Origin of the sequence: Vibrio sp. T9, assembly GCF_003123985.1 — a bacterium.
Lineage (GTDB): Bacteria > Pseudomonadota > Gammaproteobacteria > Enterobacterales > Vibrionaceae > Vibrio > Vibrio diabolicus.
The window spans coordinates 99,182-113,724 of record NZ_NIGY01000009.1 but is presented as its reverse complement, the minus strand read 5'-3'; the positions used below and the strand labels follow the sequence as shown (position 1 = coordinate 113,724).

Sequence of the window (14,543 nt, the reverse complement as noted above, 5' to 3'; positions counted from 1 at the left end):
GAAGCAAAGTGGATTTAACGAATATGGGTAAAGCTGCTAAAGATGCAGCTTTCGAATTAGCGACAGCGTCAACTGCGCAAAAGAACCAAGCTTTAGCGATCATTGCTGATGAGCTAGAAGCAAACTCCGTTGCTATTTTGGCGGCAAACGCTAAAGACATCGAACTTGGCCGTGAAGCGGGTTTAACCGATGCACTGCTTGATCGCCTTTTGCTGAATGAAGAACGATTGACTGCTATTGCGAATGATGTTCGCAACGTCATTAGCTTGAACGATCCTGTAGGCAGCGAAATCGACAGTAAGGTACTGGAAAATGGGATGTCACTGTCTCGTCGCCGCGTACCACTGGGTGTTGTAGGCGTAATTTATGAAGCGCGTCCTAACGTGACTATTGATATTGCGGCGCTGTGCTTGAAAACCGGCAACGCAAGCATTTTGCGTGGCGGCAAAGAGACATTTTTCTCGAATATGGAATTGGTAAAGGTTATTCAGTCTGCGCTAGCAAAGGCGAACCTTCCTGCCGCTTCGGTTCAGTACATTGAAAAGCCAGATCGTGAGCTAGTCTCTCAACTGCTTAAACTGGACGATTACGTCGACATGATCATTCCACGCGGTGGTGCTGGCCTACACAAAATGTGTAAAGAAAACAGCACGATTCCGGTGATTATTGGCGGCTTTGGTATCAGCCATATCTTTGTCGACGAATCCGCTGATCTAGAGAAGTCCCTGAATGTGGTTGAGAACTCTAAAGTTCAACGTCCATCTGCGTGTAACTCACTAGATACGCTGCTCGTGCATGAAAAAATTGCAGCACAGTTTCTGCCAATGATCGTTGAGCGTATGGACGAAAAAGTGACGTTCGTGGCAGAGCCAAAAGCAAAAGAACTCATGGAGCAAGCGAAACAAGTTCGCGATGCTGTTGAAGGTGACTTTGATACGGAATGGTTGAGCTACACCCTTGGTGTAAAAGTCGTGTCTGATGTGAAAGATGCAATTGATCATATGCGTGTTCATAACGCGAGCCACTCAGATGCGATCATGACCAATAGTTTGGAGAACTCAGAACTGTTCATCAATTCTGCTGGTTCGGCGGCGGTTTATGTGAATGCTTCAACGCGCTTTACAGACGGTGCGCAATTTGGCCTTGGCGCAGAAGTCGCAGTATCCACGCAAAAGCTACATGCCCGTGGTCCAATGGGCTTAGAAGAGCTAACTAGCTACAAGTGGGTTGGTAAAGCGAATTACTTAGCACGCAGTTAACACATTCAACGAGATCTTGAGTGAAAAAGGGGCCTTTGCGCCCCTTTTTGTTTTGTCTAACATACCAATTCCGCTACACTACATGAGCTTTTATCTCGGTTTGAAAGCGTTATACCCAAATAGCTTTAATAGAGTCCGTATAACCATGAACGCGTGGTTATACGTGATTGCTCATGAGGTTATTTGGGTATAGATATGGAGGTGATATGCATTGTCCTTTTTGTTCCGAGAACGATACCAAAGTTATTGATTCCCGCTTAGTGGCTGATGGCCATCAAGTTCGACGTCGCCGTCAGTGCTTGGCGTGTAGCGAGCGTTTTACTACGTTTGAAAGCGCAGAGTTAGTGATGCCTAAAGTGATCAAATCGAATGGCAACCGTGAACCATTTGATGAAGATAAAATGGTTGGCGGTATTCAGCGCGCATTAGAGAAACGCCCAGTGAGTGCTGATTCTATAGAGTTAGCGATCAGCATGATCAAATCACAATTGCGTGCGACGGGTGAACGAGAGGTTCCGAGTGAAATGATTGGTAATTTAGTCATGGACCAACTCAAAGAACTCGACAAGGTCGCTTATATCCGTTTCGCCTCAGTTTACCGCAGCTTTGAAGACATTCGCGAGTTTGGCGAAGAGATTGCCCGCCTAGAAGACTGAGTAGCTCATGACTCAACACACTCCTGAAAGAGCGTTTTCTGATTTAGATTTCGCCATGATGTCACGAGCTATTAAGTTAGCGAGACGTGGCATTTATACCACAGCCCCAAATCCAAATGTGGGGTGCGTCATCGTTCGTGATGAAGAAATTGTTGGTGAGGGCTATCACCACCGCGCTGGTGAGCCGCATGCCGAAGTGCACGCGATGCGCATGGCGGGTGAAAAAGCAGTTGGTGCAACCGCTTATGTGACGCTCGAACCTTGCTCTCATTACGGCCGTACGCCGCCATGTGCTGAAGGGCTAATCAAAGCCAAAGTGGCACGTGTGGTTTGCGCAATGGTAGACCCAAACCCTAAAGTTGCGGGGCGGGGTATCCAGATGTTGCGTGATGCCGGAGTTGAAGTACAAATCGGCTTGTTAGAGCAAGATGCCCTTGCCCTTAACCCTGGTTTTATAAAGTACATGCGTACAGGCATGCCGTTTGTTCAATTAAAAATGGCAGCCAGCTTGGATGGGCAAAGCGCGCTCAGTAATGGGCAGAGCCAATGGATCACCTCCCCAGCGGCCCGCCAAGATGTGCAGCGTTATCGAGCAATGAGTGGTGGCATTCTTTCTACTAGCAAAACGGTGATTGATGATAATGCGTCACTCAATGTGCGTTGGGATGACTTACCTACCAGTGTTCAAGCGCAGTATTTACGAGAAGAACTTCGTCAACCAGTACGTGTAATCTTAGACCGTCAGAACCATTTAACGGATGCGCTCAAGCTGTTCCACACCGATGGAGAGCGAGTTATTGTTAGCCCAGATGGAGAATGTATCCCTCAATTGGACAGCGCTGACCAAATTGACTTATCAACAACATTAAAGCGTATCTCGGATGAGCACCACATCAATCACTTATGGGTTGAAGCTGGAGCCACGCTAGCGAGTGCGATGATAAAGGCTAATCTTGTAGATGAGCTCATTGTTTACCTTGCGCCAAAACTCATGGGCAGCGATGGTCGGGGGCTTATCGGTGCTTTAGGATTAAGCGCTATGGCTGACGTCATTGATTTAAACATTACAGACGTTCGTATGGTCGGGGTAGACATTCGTATCACCGCCACCATCAAACGTAAAGAACTTAGATAAGAAATAGTATGTTTACAGGAATAGTAGAAGCAGTTGGCAAGTTAGCTGCGATTACGCCGAAGGGTGAAGACATCACCGTCACGGTTGAAACTGGTACGCTTGATATGTCAGACGTTAAGTTAGGCGATAGCATTGCGACCAATGGTGTTTGCTTAACGGTAGTTGACTTCGGAAGCCACTATTACAGTGCTGATCTGTCATTAGAAACCTTGAAGAAAACTGGGTTTGCTGAATACCAAGTGGGCGATAAGGTGAATCTAGAAAAAGCCATGTTACCAACAACGCGATTGGGTGGACATATCGTTTCAGGTCATGTCGATGGGGTTGGTGAAATTGTCGAACGCAATTTAGTTGGCCGCGCGATAGAGTTTTGGGTTGCAATGCCTGCGGAAATTAGCAAGTACGTCGCAGAGAAAGGCTCGATTACCGTTGATGGTATTAGCCTAACTGTCAACGACTTACGTAAAAATGCTTTTAAGCTGACGATCGTTCCTCATACGAGTGAAGAAACTACGATTGACCAGTTTCAAGTGGGACGTAAAGTAAACTTAGAAGTTGATGTACTTGCTCGTTATATGGAGCGTTTACTGCAAGGGCAACAAGAAGATAAGGCCGAGTCTCGTATCACGATGGACTTTTTACAGCAAAACGGTTTTGCATAAGTCTTCGGAGTGGCTGCGTGAGGCATGCGATAAAGAGCAGACTCACAGAACACCGCGAGATTCATTGACTTGCTTGGTGCAAAGCTCAAACTATTGACCTAATTAGCATTCACTGCAACATGATTTTTCATTGCTGTCGCAATAACAAATTTAGAATAACGGGATAACAGACTATGCCAATTAGTACGCCACAAGAAATTATTGATGATATTCGCGCAGGCAAAATGGTCATCCTAATGGATGATGAAGACCGCGAGAATGAAGGTGACTTGATCATGGCTGCCGAGCATATTACGCCGGAAGCCATCAACTTTATGGCAACCTATGGCCGTGGCCTGATTTGTTTAACCATGACCAAAGATCGTTGCGAAAGCCTAGGTCTGCCACCAATGGTGCAAGACAATAATGCGCAATACACAACCAACTTTACCGTTTCTATTGAGGCGGCAGAAGGGGTAACGACGGGTATTTCAGCCGCGGATCGCGCACGTACGGTTCAAGCGGCAGTTGCGCCAAACGCCAAAGCTGCGGATTTGGTGCAGCCTGGTCATATCTTCCCGCTCGCGGCCCAAGATGGCGGTGTACTGACTCGCGCAGGTCACACTGAAGCTGGCTGTGATTTGGCTCGCCTTGCTGGTTTAGAGCCAGCATCGGTTATTGTTGAGATCTTAAATGACGACGGCACCATGGCTCGTCGCCCTGATCTAGAGGTCTTTGCAGAGAAGCACGGTATTAAACTGGGCACTATTGCCGACCTAATTGAGTACCGCAATAACACTGAGACAACGATTGAACGTGTGGCAGAGTGCAAGTTACCGACAGAGTTTGGCGAGTTCACGTTATTCACCTACAAAGACACCATTGATAACCAAGTGCACTACGCAATGTGCAAGGGCGATTTGAAAGAAAAAGCGCCACTGGTTCGCGTACATCTTCAAGACGTTTTTACCGACTTACTACGTAGCGATCGTAATGCAGAGCGCAGCTGGACACTAGATAAGGCAATGAAACGCATTGGTGAAGAAGGCGGTGTGCTGGTTGTTCTTGGCCATGAAGAATCGACCGATCTACTTATTCATCGCGTGAAGATGTTTGAAGCGCAAGACAAAGGTGAAGCACCAACGCTTGCTAAAAAACAAGGTACGTCTCGCCGTGTTGGTGTGGGGTCACAGATTCTTGCGGATCTCGGTGTACATGATATGCGCCTTCTGTCATCGACCAACAAAAAGTACCACGCATTAGGTGGTTTTGGTCTGAACGTGGTTGAGTACGTCTGCGAGTAACAACCGAACAATAAGTTCCTAGTCTTTTACGCACTCAACTCGTCAATGGCTAGGAACCGGTGATTTGCCTCCAATTTCCATTAGATATTGCTCACAAATTTGTGCTAGAATCCGGCGATTCTCACTTGATGAACATATTTCACTTATAAATAGAGTTAAAGGAAAGCTTATGAAAGTGATCGAGGGTGGCTTCCCAGCGCCAAATGCAAAAATTGCTATCGTTATTTCTCGTTTCAACAGTTTTATTAACGAAAGCCTACTTTCTGGTGCGATCGATACACTAAAGCGTCACGGACAAGTAAGCGAAGACAACATCACGGTTGTGCGTTGTCCAGGTGCCGTAGAACTACCTCTAGTAGCTCAGCGTGTTGCTAAAACTGGCAAATTCGACGCTATTGTTTCTCTAGGGTCTGTTATTCGCGGTGGAACGCCTCACTTTGACTATGTTTGTAGTGAAATGAACAAAGGTCTAGCACAAGTGTCTATGGAATTCAGCATTCCAGTAGCATTTGGTGTTTTGACTGTTGATACGATCGAACAAGCGATTGAACGCGCAGGAACCAAGGCTGGTAATAAAGGTGCAGAGGCTGCACTAAGCGCACTTGAAATGATTAATGTACTATCTGAAATTGATTCCTAATGGGGGCCAGTGTGAAACCAGCCGCACGTCGTAACGCACGTCAATTCGCTCTACAGGCGATCTACTCATGGCAAATTACTAAAGAGAATGTTGCCAAGATTGAAGAACAGTTTTTGTCTGGCGACAAATACGATGAAGAAGAACTTCATGCATCTGAGCCAGCGCTTGCTGCTCCAGAAACAGACGTAGCTTACTTCCGTGAACTACTAAGCGGTGTTGTACTTAGCCACGCTGAGCTAGATAGCAAAATTCGTCCATACATCTCTCGTCCTATGCAGGATTTAGATATGATGGAACTTGCTCTTCTTCGCCTTGCTATGTACGAGATGACTCGTCGCGAAGATGTTCCTTACAAAGTTGTTATCAATGAAGCGATTGAACTTGCAAAAGTCTTCGCAGCAGAAGATAGCCACAAGTTTGTGAACGGTGTACTTGATAAAGCAGCACCTCACATTCGTAAGAAATAACGATTTCTTCAATGAAAAGGTCAGCACATGCTGACCTTTTTTGTATCAAAAGCTTTTACATCAAAAAGTAAGTGAATTATGTCTGGTGAATTTAATCTGATAGACAAATACTTCGTCGGTCGTCAGAGCCAACGTAAAGATGTCCATCTAGCCGCTGGTGATGATTGTGCTTTGGTCAAAGCGCCAGCTAATGTTCAGATTGCGATTAGCACGGATACATTGGTAGCTGGAACGCATTTCTTAGCCGACGCGAACCCAGCATGGGTCGCACACAAAGCATTGGCTTCTAACATCAGTGATTTGGCTGCGATGGGCGCAACGCCTGCGTGGGTGAGCTTTGCATTAACGATGCCCGAGCCAGATGAAGAATGGCTTGCACCTTTCTGTGATGCATTTTTCGAACTGGCTGATTACTATGGTATCCAGTTAATAGGCGGTGACACCACCAAAGGACCTTTGTGCTTAACGCTGACGGTGCAAGGTTTTGTACCTGAAGACAAAGCGCTCACGCGATCCGGCGCAAAGCCTGGGGATTGGGTATACGTAACGGGAAACCTTGGCGATGCAAAAGCTGGCTTGGATGTGATTCTAGATGACTCTCTGCGCAGCAGAGTCGGCGCGGAAGCACTAGAGCGAGCTCATTACCTTAGTTCTCCGCGTGTGCTTGCTGGACAAGCTCTTGTTGGCTTAGCCTCGTCGGCGATAGATATTTCAGATGGTTTAATCTCTGATATTAAGCACATTTTACAGCGATCTCAGGTTGGGGTGAGTATTGATGTCTCTCAGCTACCGATCTCTTCAGAATTAGTCCAGTTTTTAGATGATAAGATCAGCGCGCAGCAGTATGCTTTAGCAAGTGGCGAAGAATACGAGTTGTGTTTTACCGTGCCGGAGCAAAATCGAGGCTCGTTACAAAGCGCTTTATCTCATACTGGCTGTAAGGTCACATGTATTGGTCAAATCCGACCAAATGGAACCTTCGAGCTGCATGATAACAATCAACCACTTGATTGGGACTTAAGTGGCTTCGACCACTTTAAATGATCTGAGCTAAGCTCTAGCCAAGAGCCTGTTACTATTGAGCAGCTCACAGGCATGACGATTGAAACCAAACTAGCAGTATAGGTTTAAGGATATGACCAACCCTCTTTCTCTGATTTCATTAAAGAACCCGTGGCATCTATTGGCGACGGGTTTTGGCAGTGGATTATCCCCGTTTATTCCAGGAACAATGGGGACACTGGCGGCCGTGCCCTTCTTTTTGTTGTTGGCGCAATTGCCATTTTCGGCGTACGTCATTGTTGTTCTGATTTCGTGTGTGATCGGTATTCAAATCTGCCAAGTGACGTCAGCAGACATGAAAGTACATGATCATGGTTCAATCGTATGGGATGAATTTGCGGGTTTTTGGATTACGATGGGCATCGTCCCTGCGTTAAATATTCCGTTGACCGAGTGGAAGTGGTTGCTCACTGGCTTCATCTTGTTCCGTTTTTTCGACATGGTAAAACCGTGGCCAATTGGGTGGCTAGATAAGCGAGTTCACGGTGGGCTGGGTATTATGGTTGATGATATCGTGGCGGGAATTATGGCCGGTGTTGCCCTGTTTCTAGTCGCAAAATACGCAGGCTGGATGAATTAAACGTTGGACATAAAAAAGGGATGCCATGAGCATCCCTTTTTAAATTCTATTTTGCTAAATAATCCAAGATGGATTTTTCAATCCCTTTTGCATCGAGACCAAGCTCTTCATGCAGTTCATCTTGTGTTCCTTGATGAATAAACTCATCGGGTAAGCCTAGGTTTAAGACTGGCTTAATGATTTTATCTTTCATCATAAACTCAACGACACCTGCACCTGCACCACCTGCGATAACATTTTCTTCTAACGTCACGAGCACGTCATGATCTGCGGCTAATTGACGAATTAATGCTTCATCGAGCGGCTTCACAAAGCGCATATCAGCAACAGTGGCGTTAAGGTATTCTGCCGCTTCTAGCGCGTTACCCAAGAAAGTACCAAAGTTCAGAATAGCAACTTTTTCACCTTGGCGAACCATGCGTCCTTTACCGATTTCTAACGCCGTAAACTCAGTTTCGATTTCTACGCCCATCCCGCTACCGCGAGGGTATCGAACCGCACTAGGGCCAGTATGTTTATGGCCAGTGTAAAGCATTTGTCGACATTCGTTTTCGTCACTTGGCGCCATGATCACCATGTTCGGAATACAGCGCATAAAGCTTAGATCGAATGCGCCTTGGTGAGTTTGGCCGTCTGCGCCAACGAGACCTGCACGGTCGATAGCGAACATTACTGGTAAATCCATGATCGCGATATCGTGGATCAGTTGGTCATAACCACGTTGCAAGAACGTCGAATAGATAGCTACGATTGGATGATCGCCAGCAATTGCCATACCTGTTGCAAGTGTCACAGCGTGTTGCTCAGCAATCGCCACGTCAAAGTATTGGTCTGGGTACTCTTTTGAGAAACGTACCATACCAGAGCCTTCACGCATTGCTGGCGTAATTGCCATTAGCTTAGGATCTTGGGCCGCCATGTCACATAAAAAGTCACCAAAGATCTTTGAGTAAGTTGGCTTACCGCCACTGCTTTTCGGTAGACAGTTATGCGTTGGATCGAATTTAGGAACACCGTGGTAGCCGATAGGGTCTTTCTCGGCAGGCTCATAACCTTTGCCTTTCTTGGTCATGATGTGCAGGAATTGAGGGCCTTTGAGCTCACGCATGTTTTTTAGCGTTTTGACGAGTTCATTGACGTCGTGTCCATCAATCGGGCCAATGTAATTAAAGCCGAACTCTTCAAACAGAGTGCCTGGCACTACCATGCCTTTTAGGTGCTCTTCCGTACGGCGAACCAACTCTTTAATAGGTGGAACACCAGACAACACTTTTTTACCGCCTTCACGGATAGAAGTGTACAAGCTGCCAGAAAGTACTTTCGCAAGGTGGTTATTCAGGGCGCCGACGTTTTCTGAAATAGACATTTCGTTGTCGTTCAAAATCACCAACATATCAGGATGAACGTCGCCAGCGTGGTTCATAGCTTCGAATGCCATGCCGGCTGTAATTGCGCCATCGCCAATCACACTGACAATTTTACGACCTTTGCCTTCTTTTTGTGCGCTGATGGCCATGCCAAGACCAGCACTAATCGATGTCGAAGAGTGACCGACAGATAAGGTGTCATATTCACTTTCTTCACGCCAAGGGAAAGGGTGTAGACCATCCTTTTGGCGAATTGTTGGCATTTTATCGCGACGTCCGGTGAGGATTTTATGCGGGTAAGCCTGATGACCAACATCCCAGATCAGTTTGTCGATAGGGGTGTTGTAAACATAATGCAGAGCGACAGTTAGCTCCACGGTGCCTAAGCCAGACGCTAAGTGTCCGCTAGATTGGCTCACTGAATTTAGCAGATACGTTCGCAGTTCATCACACAGATTTGGTAATGTTTCTTTCGGAAGGAGACGTAATTCTTCCGGTGTATTTGCTAACGCCAGTGTTGGGTACTTTGAAATATCAAGAGTCATATAAATGCGCGCTTATAGTGTTAATTTTTGCGCTCGATGACATATCGGGCGAACTCTTCGAGTAACTGAGTATTGTATGGGATAGCTTCCAATGCTTGAAGTGCTTCCTGTAACAGAGTGTGAGCTTTCTCTATGGCTCCCTCTAAACCCAGCAGGGAAGGATAAGTGCTCTTATTCAGACCTTGGTCGGAACCTTGAGGCTTACCCAGTGTTTCTGTGTCACTGATGATATCAAGAATATCGTCTTGAACCTGAAACGCCAAACCAATTGCTTTTGAGTAGCGCTCCAAGTGAGGTAGAACCTCGATACCTTTCTCACCAGCAGCTAATGCACCTAATTTTACCGCACAATCAATCAGAGCTCCGGTTTTTTTACGGTGTATCTCTTCCATTTCTTCAAGAGAAACTTGGCGATTTTCTGCGCCTAAATCTAAAGCTTGTCCAACACACATGCCGTTGGCGCCAGAAGAATGCGCCAACGCTTTGATCATATTGATGCGTTGAGTCTCGGCTGCCGGGTTTAATTGACCATCGGCAATAATGGTGAAGGCGAGAGTTTGTAGTGCATCACCTGTCAGTATTGCGGTTGCTTCATCAAACTTAATATGACAAGTTGGTTGACCTCGACGCAGTTCATCATCGTCCATGGCAGGCAGATCATCATGAATGAGTGAGTAGGCATGTATACATTCGATAGCAGCGGCAGGAGTGTCTAAGTCTTCTGGTTTACAGCCGAGCATTTGACCTGTGATGTAAACAAGAAAAGGGCGAACGCGTTTTCCACCTAGCAAAAGGCCGTATTTCATTGCTTGAATCAATGGCTGCTCTTGATATGGAAGCTGATCGAGCCACAAGTTCAATTGCTGATTGTTTCTTTGTTGAAAAGACGTCAATGTCTGTTGCATCACATTGCTCACTACTGATGGTTATTCTGAATCTGGTTTGAAGTCACTCAGTGGTGCTTCATCATCTTCGCTGAGAAGAATACTTACGCGCTGTTCGGCGTCGCTAAGTTTAGTTTGGCCAGCACGAGCTAAGGCAATGCCTCGTTCAAACTTACGTAGAGCATCATCTAGGGCAAGATCGCCATTTTCTAATTGATCAACCAAGCTATCAAGCTCTTCAATGGTTGCTTCGAAGGTCATGTTTTCTGGTTTCTTGACCGCCATCTTTTTTTTGCCTTAATCAAGCCTTGGAGAAGATGCACGAAAGTTACCTTAGCCTAGTAACTTGGTCAAATTTAACCTTATATAATTGTCACAAAATTAGCGTTAAACGAGCCTAAGCGCTGAAACCCCATATTTTGGTTAAGGTTGTTAAGTCTAATTTGTGATCCATTAGCTAAGATTTTTCTAAAAATTCTGCGCGAGTTGTCGATACAGGTAATAATCCGCCCAATGGCAGTATTTGAGTATAGCGTGAGGAGTGCTTTGTGGATTTAGCAACCCTATTAGGTTTGATTGGTGGTTTTGCATTCGTCATTATGGCGATGGTGCTTGGTGGCAGCATCGGCATGTTTGTCGATGTCACGTCGATCCTTATTGTCGTTGGTGGCTCAATATTTGTAGTACTGATGAAGTTCACAATGGGACAGTTCTTTGGTGCAACAAAGATCGCAGGCAAAGCCTTCATGTTTAAAGCGGATGAACCGGAAGACTTGATCGCAAAAATTGTGGAAATGGCCGATGCGGCACGTAAAGGTGGTTTTCTTGCTCTTGAAGAGATGGAAATTAATAACACTTTTATGCAAAAAGGCATTGATTTGCTTGTTGATGGCCATGATGCTGACGTGGTAAGAGCGGCCTTAAAAAAAGACATTGCGCTTACGGATGAACGACATACTCAAGGCACTGGCGTATTTCGCGCCTTTGGTGACGTTGCCCCTGCAATGGGGATGATTGGTACCTTGGTTGGTTTAGTCGCGATGCTTTCGAATATGGATGATCCAAAAGCGATTGGACCTGCAATGGCGGTTGCGCTCTTAACCACATTGTATGGCGCGATCCTGTCCAACATGGTGTTTTTCCCTATTGCGGATAAGCTTTCTCTGCGCCGTGATCAAGAAACGCTAAACCGCCGTTTGATCATGGATGGTGTATTAGCGATTCAAGATGGTCAAAACCCGCGAGTGATTGATAGTTACTTGAAGAACTACCTCAACGAAGGTAAACGTGCCCTTGAGATTGACGAGTAACTTGGAGAGTAGTGATGGATGATGAAGATAACAAATGCGATTGTCCGCCACCCGGTCTCCCGTTATGGATGGGGACATTCGCGGATTTAATGTCGCTACTGATGTGTTTCTTTGTTCTTCTGCTCTCGTTTTCTGAAATGGACGTACTGAAGTTCAAACAGATTGCGGGATCAATGAAATTTGCCTTTGGTGTACAAAATCAACTTGAAGTGAAAGACATTCCCAAAGGTACTAGCATCATTGCTCAAGAGTTTCGACCGGGCCGACCAGAACCAACGCCGATTGATGTCATCATGCAGCAAACCATGGACATCACTCAGCAGACGCTCGAATTTCATGAAGGGGAGTCTGACCGAGCTGGTGGCACAAAGCGTGATGAAGGAAAGTTAACCGGTGGTCAATCGCCAGAAACGTCAACGCAAAACAATCAATCTGCAGAAGCGGACATGCAACAGCAGCAATCTGAAGAGATGTCGCAAGAGATGGAAACCTTGATGGAAAGCATCAAGAAAGCCTTAGAGCGAGAGATTGAACAAGGTGCCATTGAAGTTGAAAATCTTGGCCAACAGATTGTCATACGCATGCGTGAAAAAGGTGCATTCCCTGAAGGTTCGGCTTTCTTGCAGCCTAAATTCCGCCCTTTAGTTCGACAAATTGCAGAGTTAGTAAAAGACGTGCCAGGCATTGTGCGAGTATCCGGTCATACGGACAACCGACCGTTGGACTCAGAGCTTTATCGTTCTAACTGGGATCTCTCTTCTCAGCGCGCCGTATCGGTCGCACAAGAGATGGAGAAGGTGAGAGGCTTCTCTCATCAACGTTTGAGAGTGCGAGGCATGGCAGATACTGAACCATTGTTGCCGAATGATTCTGATGAAAATCGCGCGCTTAACCGACGGGTTGAAATCAGTATCATGCAAGGCGAACCACTATACAGTGAAGAAGTGCCTGTAATTCAATAACTAGACTTTAGTTTTAAGTCAGTAGAGAGATAGGAAAGCGAGCAGATTGCTCGCTTTTTTTGTTTTTCCAATCCGCTTGGGTGTATAATCTTGCGCCTTAAAAGTGAGCTCAGACTACTTTTTGTGACTGAAACGCGGTTTTACTGCGTATGAAGCATTGAAGTTGAGTATCACTCTTTGTTGATTGCGAAACTAACCTGCGAATTAGACTATGAAATTTATTGTAAAGCCCCATCCAGAAATTTTTGTAAAAAGTGAATCTGTGCGTAAGCGCTTCACAAAGATTTTAGAGTGCAACATTCGTAACATCATTAAGAGCCGCACGGAATCTGTCGCGGTATTCAACCGTCGTGATCACATTGAAGTGACCTCTGAGAGTAACGAATTCCACGCTGAAGTTCTTGAGGTTTTGACTCATACACCAGGCATTCACCACGTACTAGAAGTGAAGCAGACCGAATTTAAAGACTTGCACGATATCTTCGAACAAGTACTGGAGCTAAATCGCTCTGCACTCGAAAATAAAACCTTTGTTGTACGTGCGAAGCGTCGCGGTAAGCACGACTTTACCTCTATCGAACTAGAGCGTTATGTCGGCGGTGGTTTAAACCAAGCGATTGAGAGCGCAAGAGTTAAGCTGCAAAACCCAGACGTGACGATCAAGGTGGAAGTCTCGAACGATAAGCTAAACCAAGTGCTGGCTCGTCATAAAGGTCTAGGCGGCTTCCCACTGGGTACGCAAGAAGACGTGTTGAGCTTGATCTCTGGTGGTTTTGACTCTGGTGTTTCTAGCTATCTACACATCAAACGTGGCTCAAAAGTACACTACTGTTTCTTTAACCTAGGTGGTCCAGCGCATGAAATCGGCGTTAAGCAGGTTTCTCACTACCTATGGAACAAATACGGCTCTTCAGCAAAAGTTCGTTTCATCTCAGTTGATTTCGAACCTGTGGTTGCGGAAATCCTAGAGAAAGTCGATGACGGCCAAATGGGGGTTATCTTGAAGCGTATGTTCATGCGTGCAGCAGGCATGATCGCTCAGAAGATGAAGATCGAAGCATTGGTAACAGGCGAAGCGCTCGGTCAAGTATCGAGCCAAACGCTAACTAACCTCCGCCATATCGATAACGTAACGGACACGTTGATTCTGCGCCCACTTATCAACTGGGATAAAGAAGACATCATTAACCTAGCACGCGAAATCGGCACGGAAGACTTTGCGAAGACTATGCCAGAGTATTGTGGTGTTATTTCTAAGAAGCCGACAGTAAAAGCGATTAAAGCGAAGCTAGAAGCGGAAGAAGAGAAGTTTGACTTTAGCATTCTTGAGCAAGTAGTTCGTGATGCACGCATGATGGACATTCGTGATATCGCGAAAGAGTCTGAGCAAGCAGCACCAGAAGTCGAGCAGGTTGAAGCGGTAGAAGAGCACGCGGTTGTGCTAGATATTCGTAGTCCTGAAGAGGAAGACGATAACCCGCTCGAAATCGAAGGTGTGGATGTGAAACATATCCCATTCTACAAGTTGGGTACACAGTTTGGTGATTTAGACCAATCCAAGACATATCTATTGTACTGTGACCGTGGGGTGATGAGCCGCCTGCAAGCACTTTACTTGCAAGAGCAAGGCTTCAATAACGTAAAAGTTTACCGCCCATAGTTGACTGATAAAAAGACGTTAAAAGGCGCAAATTGAGACATCAATTTGCGCCTTTTTTGTTTTTGATCGCG

15 protein-coding genes are annotated in these 14,543 nt (G+C 46.0%); 12 read left to right on the top strand and 3 right to left on the bottom strand.

Annotated features, from left to right (window positions below; all coding sequences use genetic code 11):
• The first annotated feature begins 8 nt into the window (after nt 1–8).
• The 9 genes from CBX98_RS19105 (at nt 9) to pgpA (ending at nt 7,744) form a co-directional block, all read left to right on the top strand.
• Nucleotides 9–1,259, top strand: coding sequence for a glutamate-5-semialdehyde dehydrogenase (locus tag CBX98_RS19105; protein ID WP_104969126.1), 1,251 nt, complete (start codon nt 9–11; stop codon nt 1,257–1,259).
• A 206-nt stretch (nt 1,260–1,465) separates the two neighbouring features.
• A complete protein-coding gene (nrdR, locus tag CBX98_RS19100) occupies nt 1,466–1,915 on the top strand; it encodes a transcriptional regulator NrdR (protein ID WP_005381578.1) in 450 nt (149 codons plus the stop codon).
• A 7-nt stretch (nt 1,916–1,922) separates the two neighbouring features.
• Complete coding sequence (gene ribD, locus CBX98_RS19095) at nt 1,923–3,050, top strand: bifunctional diaminohydroxyphosphoribosylaminopyrimidine deaminase/5-amino-6-(5-phosphoribosylamino)uracil reductase RibD (protein WP_109170000.1); 1,128 nt, start codon at nt 1,923–1,925, stop codon at nt 3,048–3,050.
• A gap of 8 nt (nt 3,051–3,058) precedes the next feature.
• A complete protein-coding gene (locus CBX98_RS19090) occupies nt 3,059–3,712 on the top strand; it encodes a riboflavin synthase (protein WP_053811835.1) in 654 nt (217 codons plus the stop codon).
• A gap of 173 nt (nt 3,713–3,885) precedes the next feature.
• Nucleotides 3,886–4,995 (top strand): bifunctional 3,4-dihydroxy-2-butanone-4-phosphate synthase/GTP cyclohydrolase II, encoded by a 1,110-nt coding sequence (ribBA, locus tag CBX98_RS19085; protein ID WP_109169999.1) that lies wholly within the window; start codon nt 3,886–3,888, stop codon nt 4,993–4,995.
• 169 nt (nt 4,996–5,164) lie between these two features.
• A complete protein-coding gene (gene ribE, locus CBX98_RS19080) occupies nt 5,165–5,635 on the top strand; it encodes a 6,7-dimethyl-8-ribityllumazine synthase (protein WP_109169998.1) in 471 nt (156 codons plus the stop codon).
• Nucleotides 5,635–6,102, top strand: a complete 468-nt coding sequence (nusB, locus tag CBX98_RS19075) for a transcription antitermination factor NusB (protein ID WP_005381571.1) — start codon at nt 5,635–5,637, stop codon at nt 6,100–6,102. The genes ribE and nusB overlap by 1 nt, the downstream gene beginning before the upstream one ends.
• A gap of 78 nt (nt 6,103–6,180) precedes the next feature.
• On the top strand, nt 6,181–7,146 hold the full coding sequence (gene thiL / locus CBX98_RS19070) for a thiamine-phosphate kinase (RefSeq protein WP_109169997.1): 966 nt from the start codon (nt 6,181–6,183) through the stop codon (nt 7,144–7,146).
• A gap of 91 nt (nt 7,147–7,237) precedes the next feature.
• Nucleotides 7,238–7,744 carry a phosphatidylglycerophosphatase A gene (pgpA, locus tag CBX98_RS19065; protein WP_104974415.1) on the top strand — a complete coding sequence of 169 codons (507 nt, stop codon included), beginning with the start codon at nt 7,238–7,240 and terminating at the stop codon, nt 7,742–7,744.
• Between the two features lie 46 nt (nt 7,745–7,790).
• On the opposite strand, the gene dxs is transcribed toward pgpA, so the two are convergent.
• The 3 genes from dxs to xseB are packed head-to-tail and all read right to left on the bottom strand — an operon-like array spanning nt 7,791 to nt 10,825.
• Nucleotides 7,791–9,656, bottom strand: a complete 1,866-nt coding sequence (gene dxs / locus CBX98_RS19060) for a 1-deoxy-D-xylulose-5-phosphate synthase (RefSeq protein ID WP_047010153.1) — start codon at nt 9,654–9,656, stop codon at nt 7,791–7,793.
• A gap of 20 nt (nt 9,657–9,676) precedes the next feature.
• On the bottom strand, nt 9,677–10,561 hold the full coding sequence (gene ispA / locus CBX98_RS19055; protein ID WP_005391389.1) for a (2E,6E)-farnesyl diphosphate synthase: 885 nt from the start codon (nt 10,559–10,561) through the stop codon (nt 9,677–9,679).
• Between the two features lie 21 nt (nt 10,562–10,582).
• Nucleotides 10,583–10,825: an exodeoxyribonuclease VII small subunit gene (xseB, locus tag CBX98_RS19050; protein WP_005381566.1), complete on the bottom strand. Its 243-nt coding sequence runs from the start codon at nt 10,823–10,825 to the stop codon at nt 10,583–10,585.
• Between the two features lie 263 nt (nt 10,826–11,088).
• On the opposite strand from xseB, the gene pomA reads away from it, so the two are divergent.
• From pomA to thiI, 3 genes are all read left to right on the top strand, one after another.
• Nucleotides 11,089–11,850, top strand: a complete 762-nt coding sequence (pomA, locus tag CBX98_RS19045) for a flagellar motor protein PomA (protein ID WP_005381564.1) — start codon at nt 11,089–11,091, stop codon at nt 11,848–11,850.
• 14 nt (nt 11,851–11,864) lie between these two features.
• Nucleotides 11,865–12,812: a flagellar motor protein MotB gene (locus CBX98_RS19040; RefSeq protein ID WP_006741833.1), complete on the top strand. Its 948-nt coding sequence runs from the start codon at nt 11,865–11,867 to the stop codon at nt 12,810–12,812.
• 211 nt (nt 12,813–13,023) lie between these two features.
• A complete protein-coding gene (gene thiI, locus CBX98_RS19035) occupies nt 13,024–14,472 on the top strand; it encodes a tRNA uracil 4-sulfurtransferase ThiI (RefSeq protein WP_031780206.1) in 1,449 nt (482 codons plus the stop codon).
• Nucleotides 14,473–14,543 lie beyond the last annotated feature (71 nt).

What these genes read in the sequence shown, in the direction of transcription:
- pgpA (WP_104974415.1), top strand. Translation starts at nt 7,238, where the DNA reads ATGACCAACCCTCTTTCTCTGATTTCATTAAAGAACCCGTGGCATCTA.
- thiL (WP_109169997.1), top strand. Translation starts at nt 6,181, where the DNA reads ATGTCTGGTGAATTTAATCTGATAGACAAATACTTCGTCGGTCGTCAG.
- ribBA (WP_109169999.1), top strand. Translation starts at nt 3,886, where the DNA reads ATGCCAATTAGTACGCCACAAGAAATTATTGATGATATTCGCGCAGGC.
- ribE (WP_109169998.1), top strand. Translation starts at nt 5,165, where the DNA reads ATGAAAGTGATCGAGGGTGGCTTCCCAGCGCCAAATGCAAAAATTGCT.
- ribD (WP_109170000.1), top strand. Translation starts at nt 1,923, where the DNA reads ATGACTCAACACACTCCTGAAAGAGCGTTTTCTGATTTAGATTTCGCC.
- CBX98_RS19090 (WP_053811835.1), top strand. Translation starts at nt 3,059, where the DNA reads ATGTTTACAGGAATAGTAGAAGCAGTTGGCAAGTTAGCTGCGATTACG.
- nusB (WP_005381571.1), top strand. Translation starts at nt 5,635, where the DNA reads ATGGGGGCCAGTGTGAAACCAGCCGCACGTCGTAACGCACGTCAATTC.
- thiI (WP_031780206.1), top strand. Translation starts at nt 13,024, where the DNA reads ATGAAATTTATTGTAAAGCCCCATCCAGAAATTTTTGTAAAAAGTGAA.
- CBX98_RS19040 (WP_006741833.1), top strand. Translation starts at nt 11,865, where the DNA reads ATGGATGATGAAGATAACAAATGCGATTGTCCGCCACCCGGTCTCCCG.
- dxs (WP_047010153.1), bottom strand. Translation starts at nt 9,656, where the DNA reads ATGACTCTTGATATTTCAAAGTACCCAACACTGGCGTTAGCAAATACA.
- ispA (WP_005391389.1), bottom strand. Translation starts at nt 10,561, where the DNA reads ATGCAACAGACATTGACGTCTTTTCAACAAAGAAACAATCAGCAATTG.
- nrdR (WP_005381578.1), top strand. Translation starts at nt 1,466, where the DNA reads ATGCATTGTCCTTTTTGTTCCGAGAACGATACCAAAGTTATTGATTCC.
- xseB (WP_005381566.1), bottom strand. Translation starts at nt 10,825, where the DNA reads ATGGCGGTCAAGAAACCAGAAAACATGACCTTCGAAGCAACCATTGAA.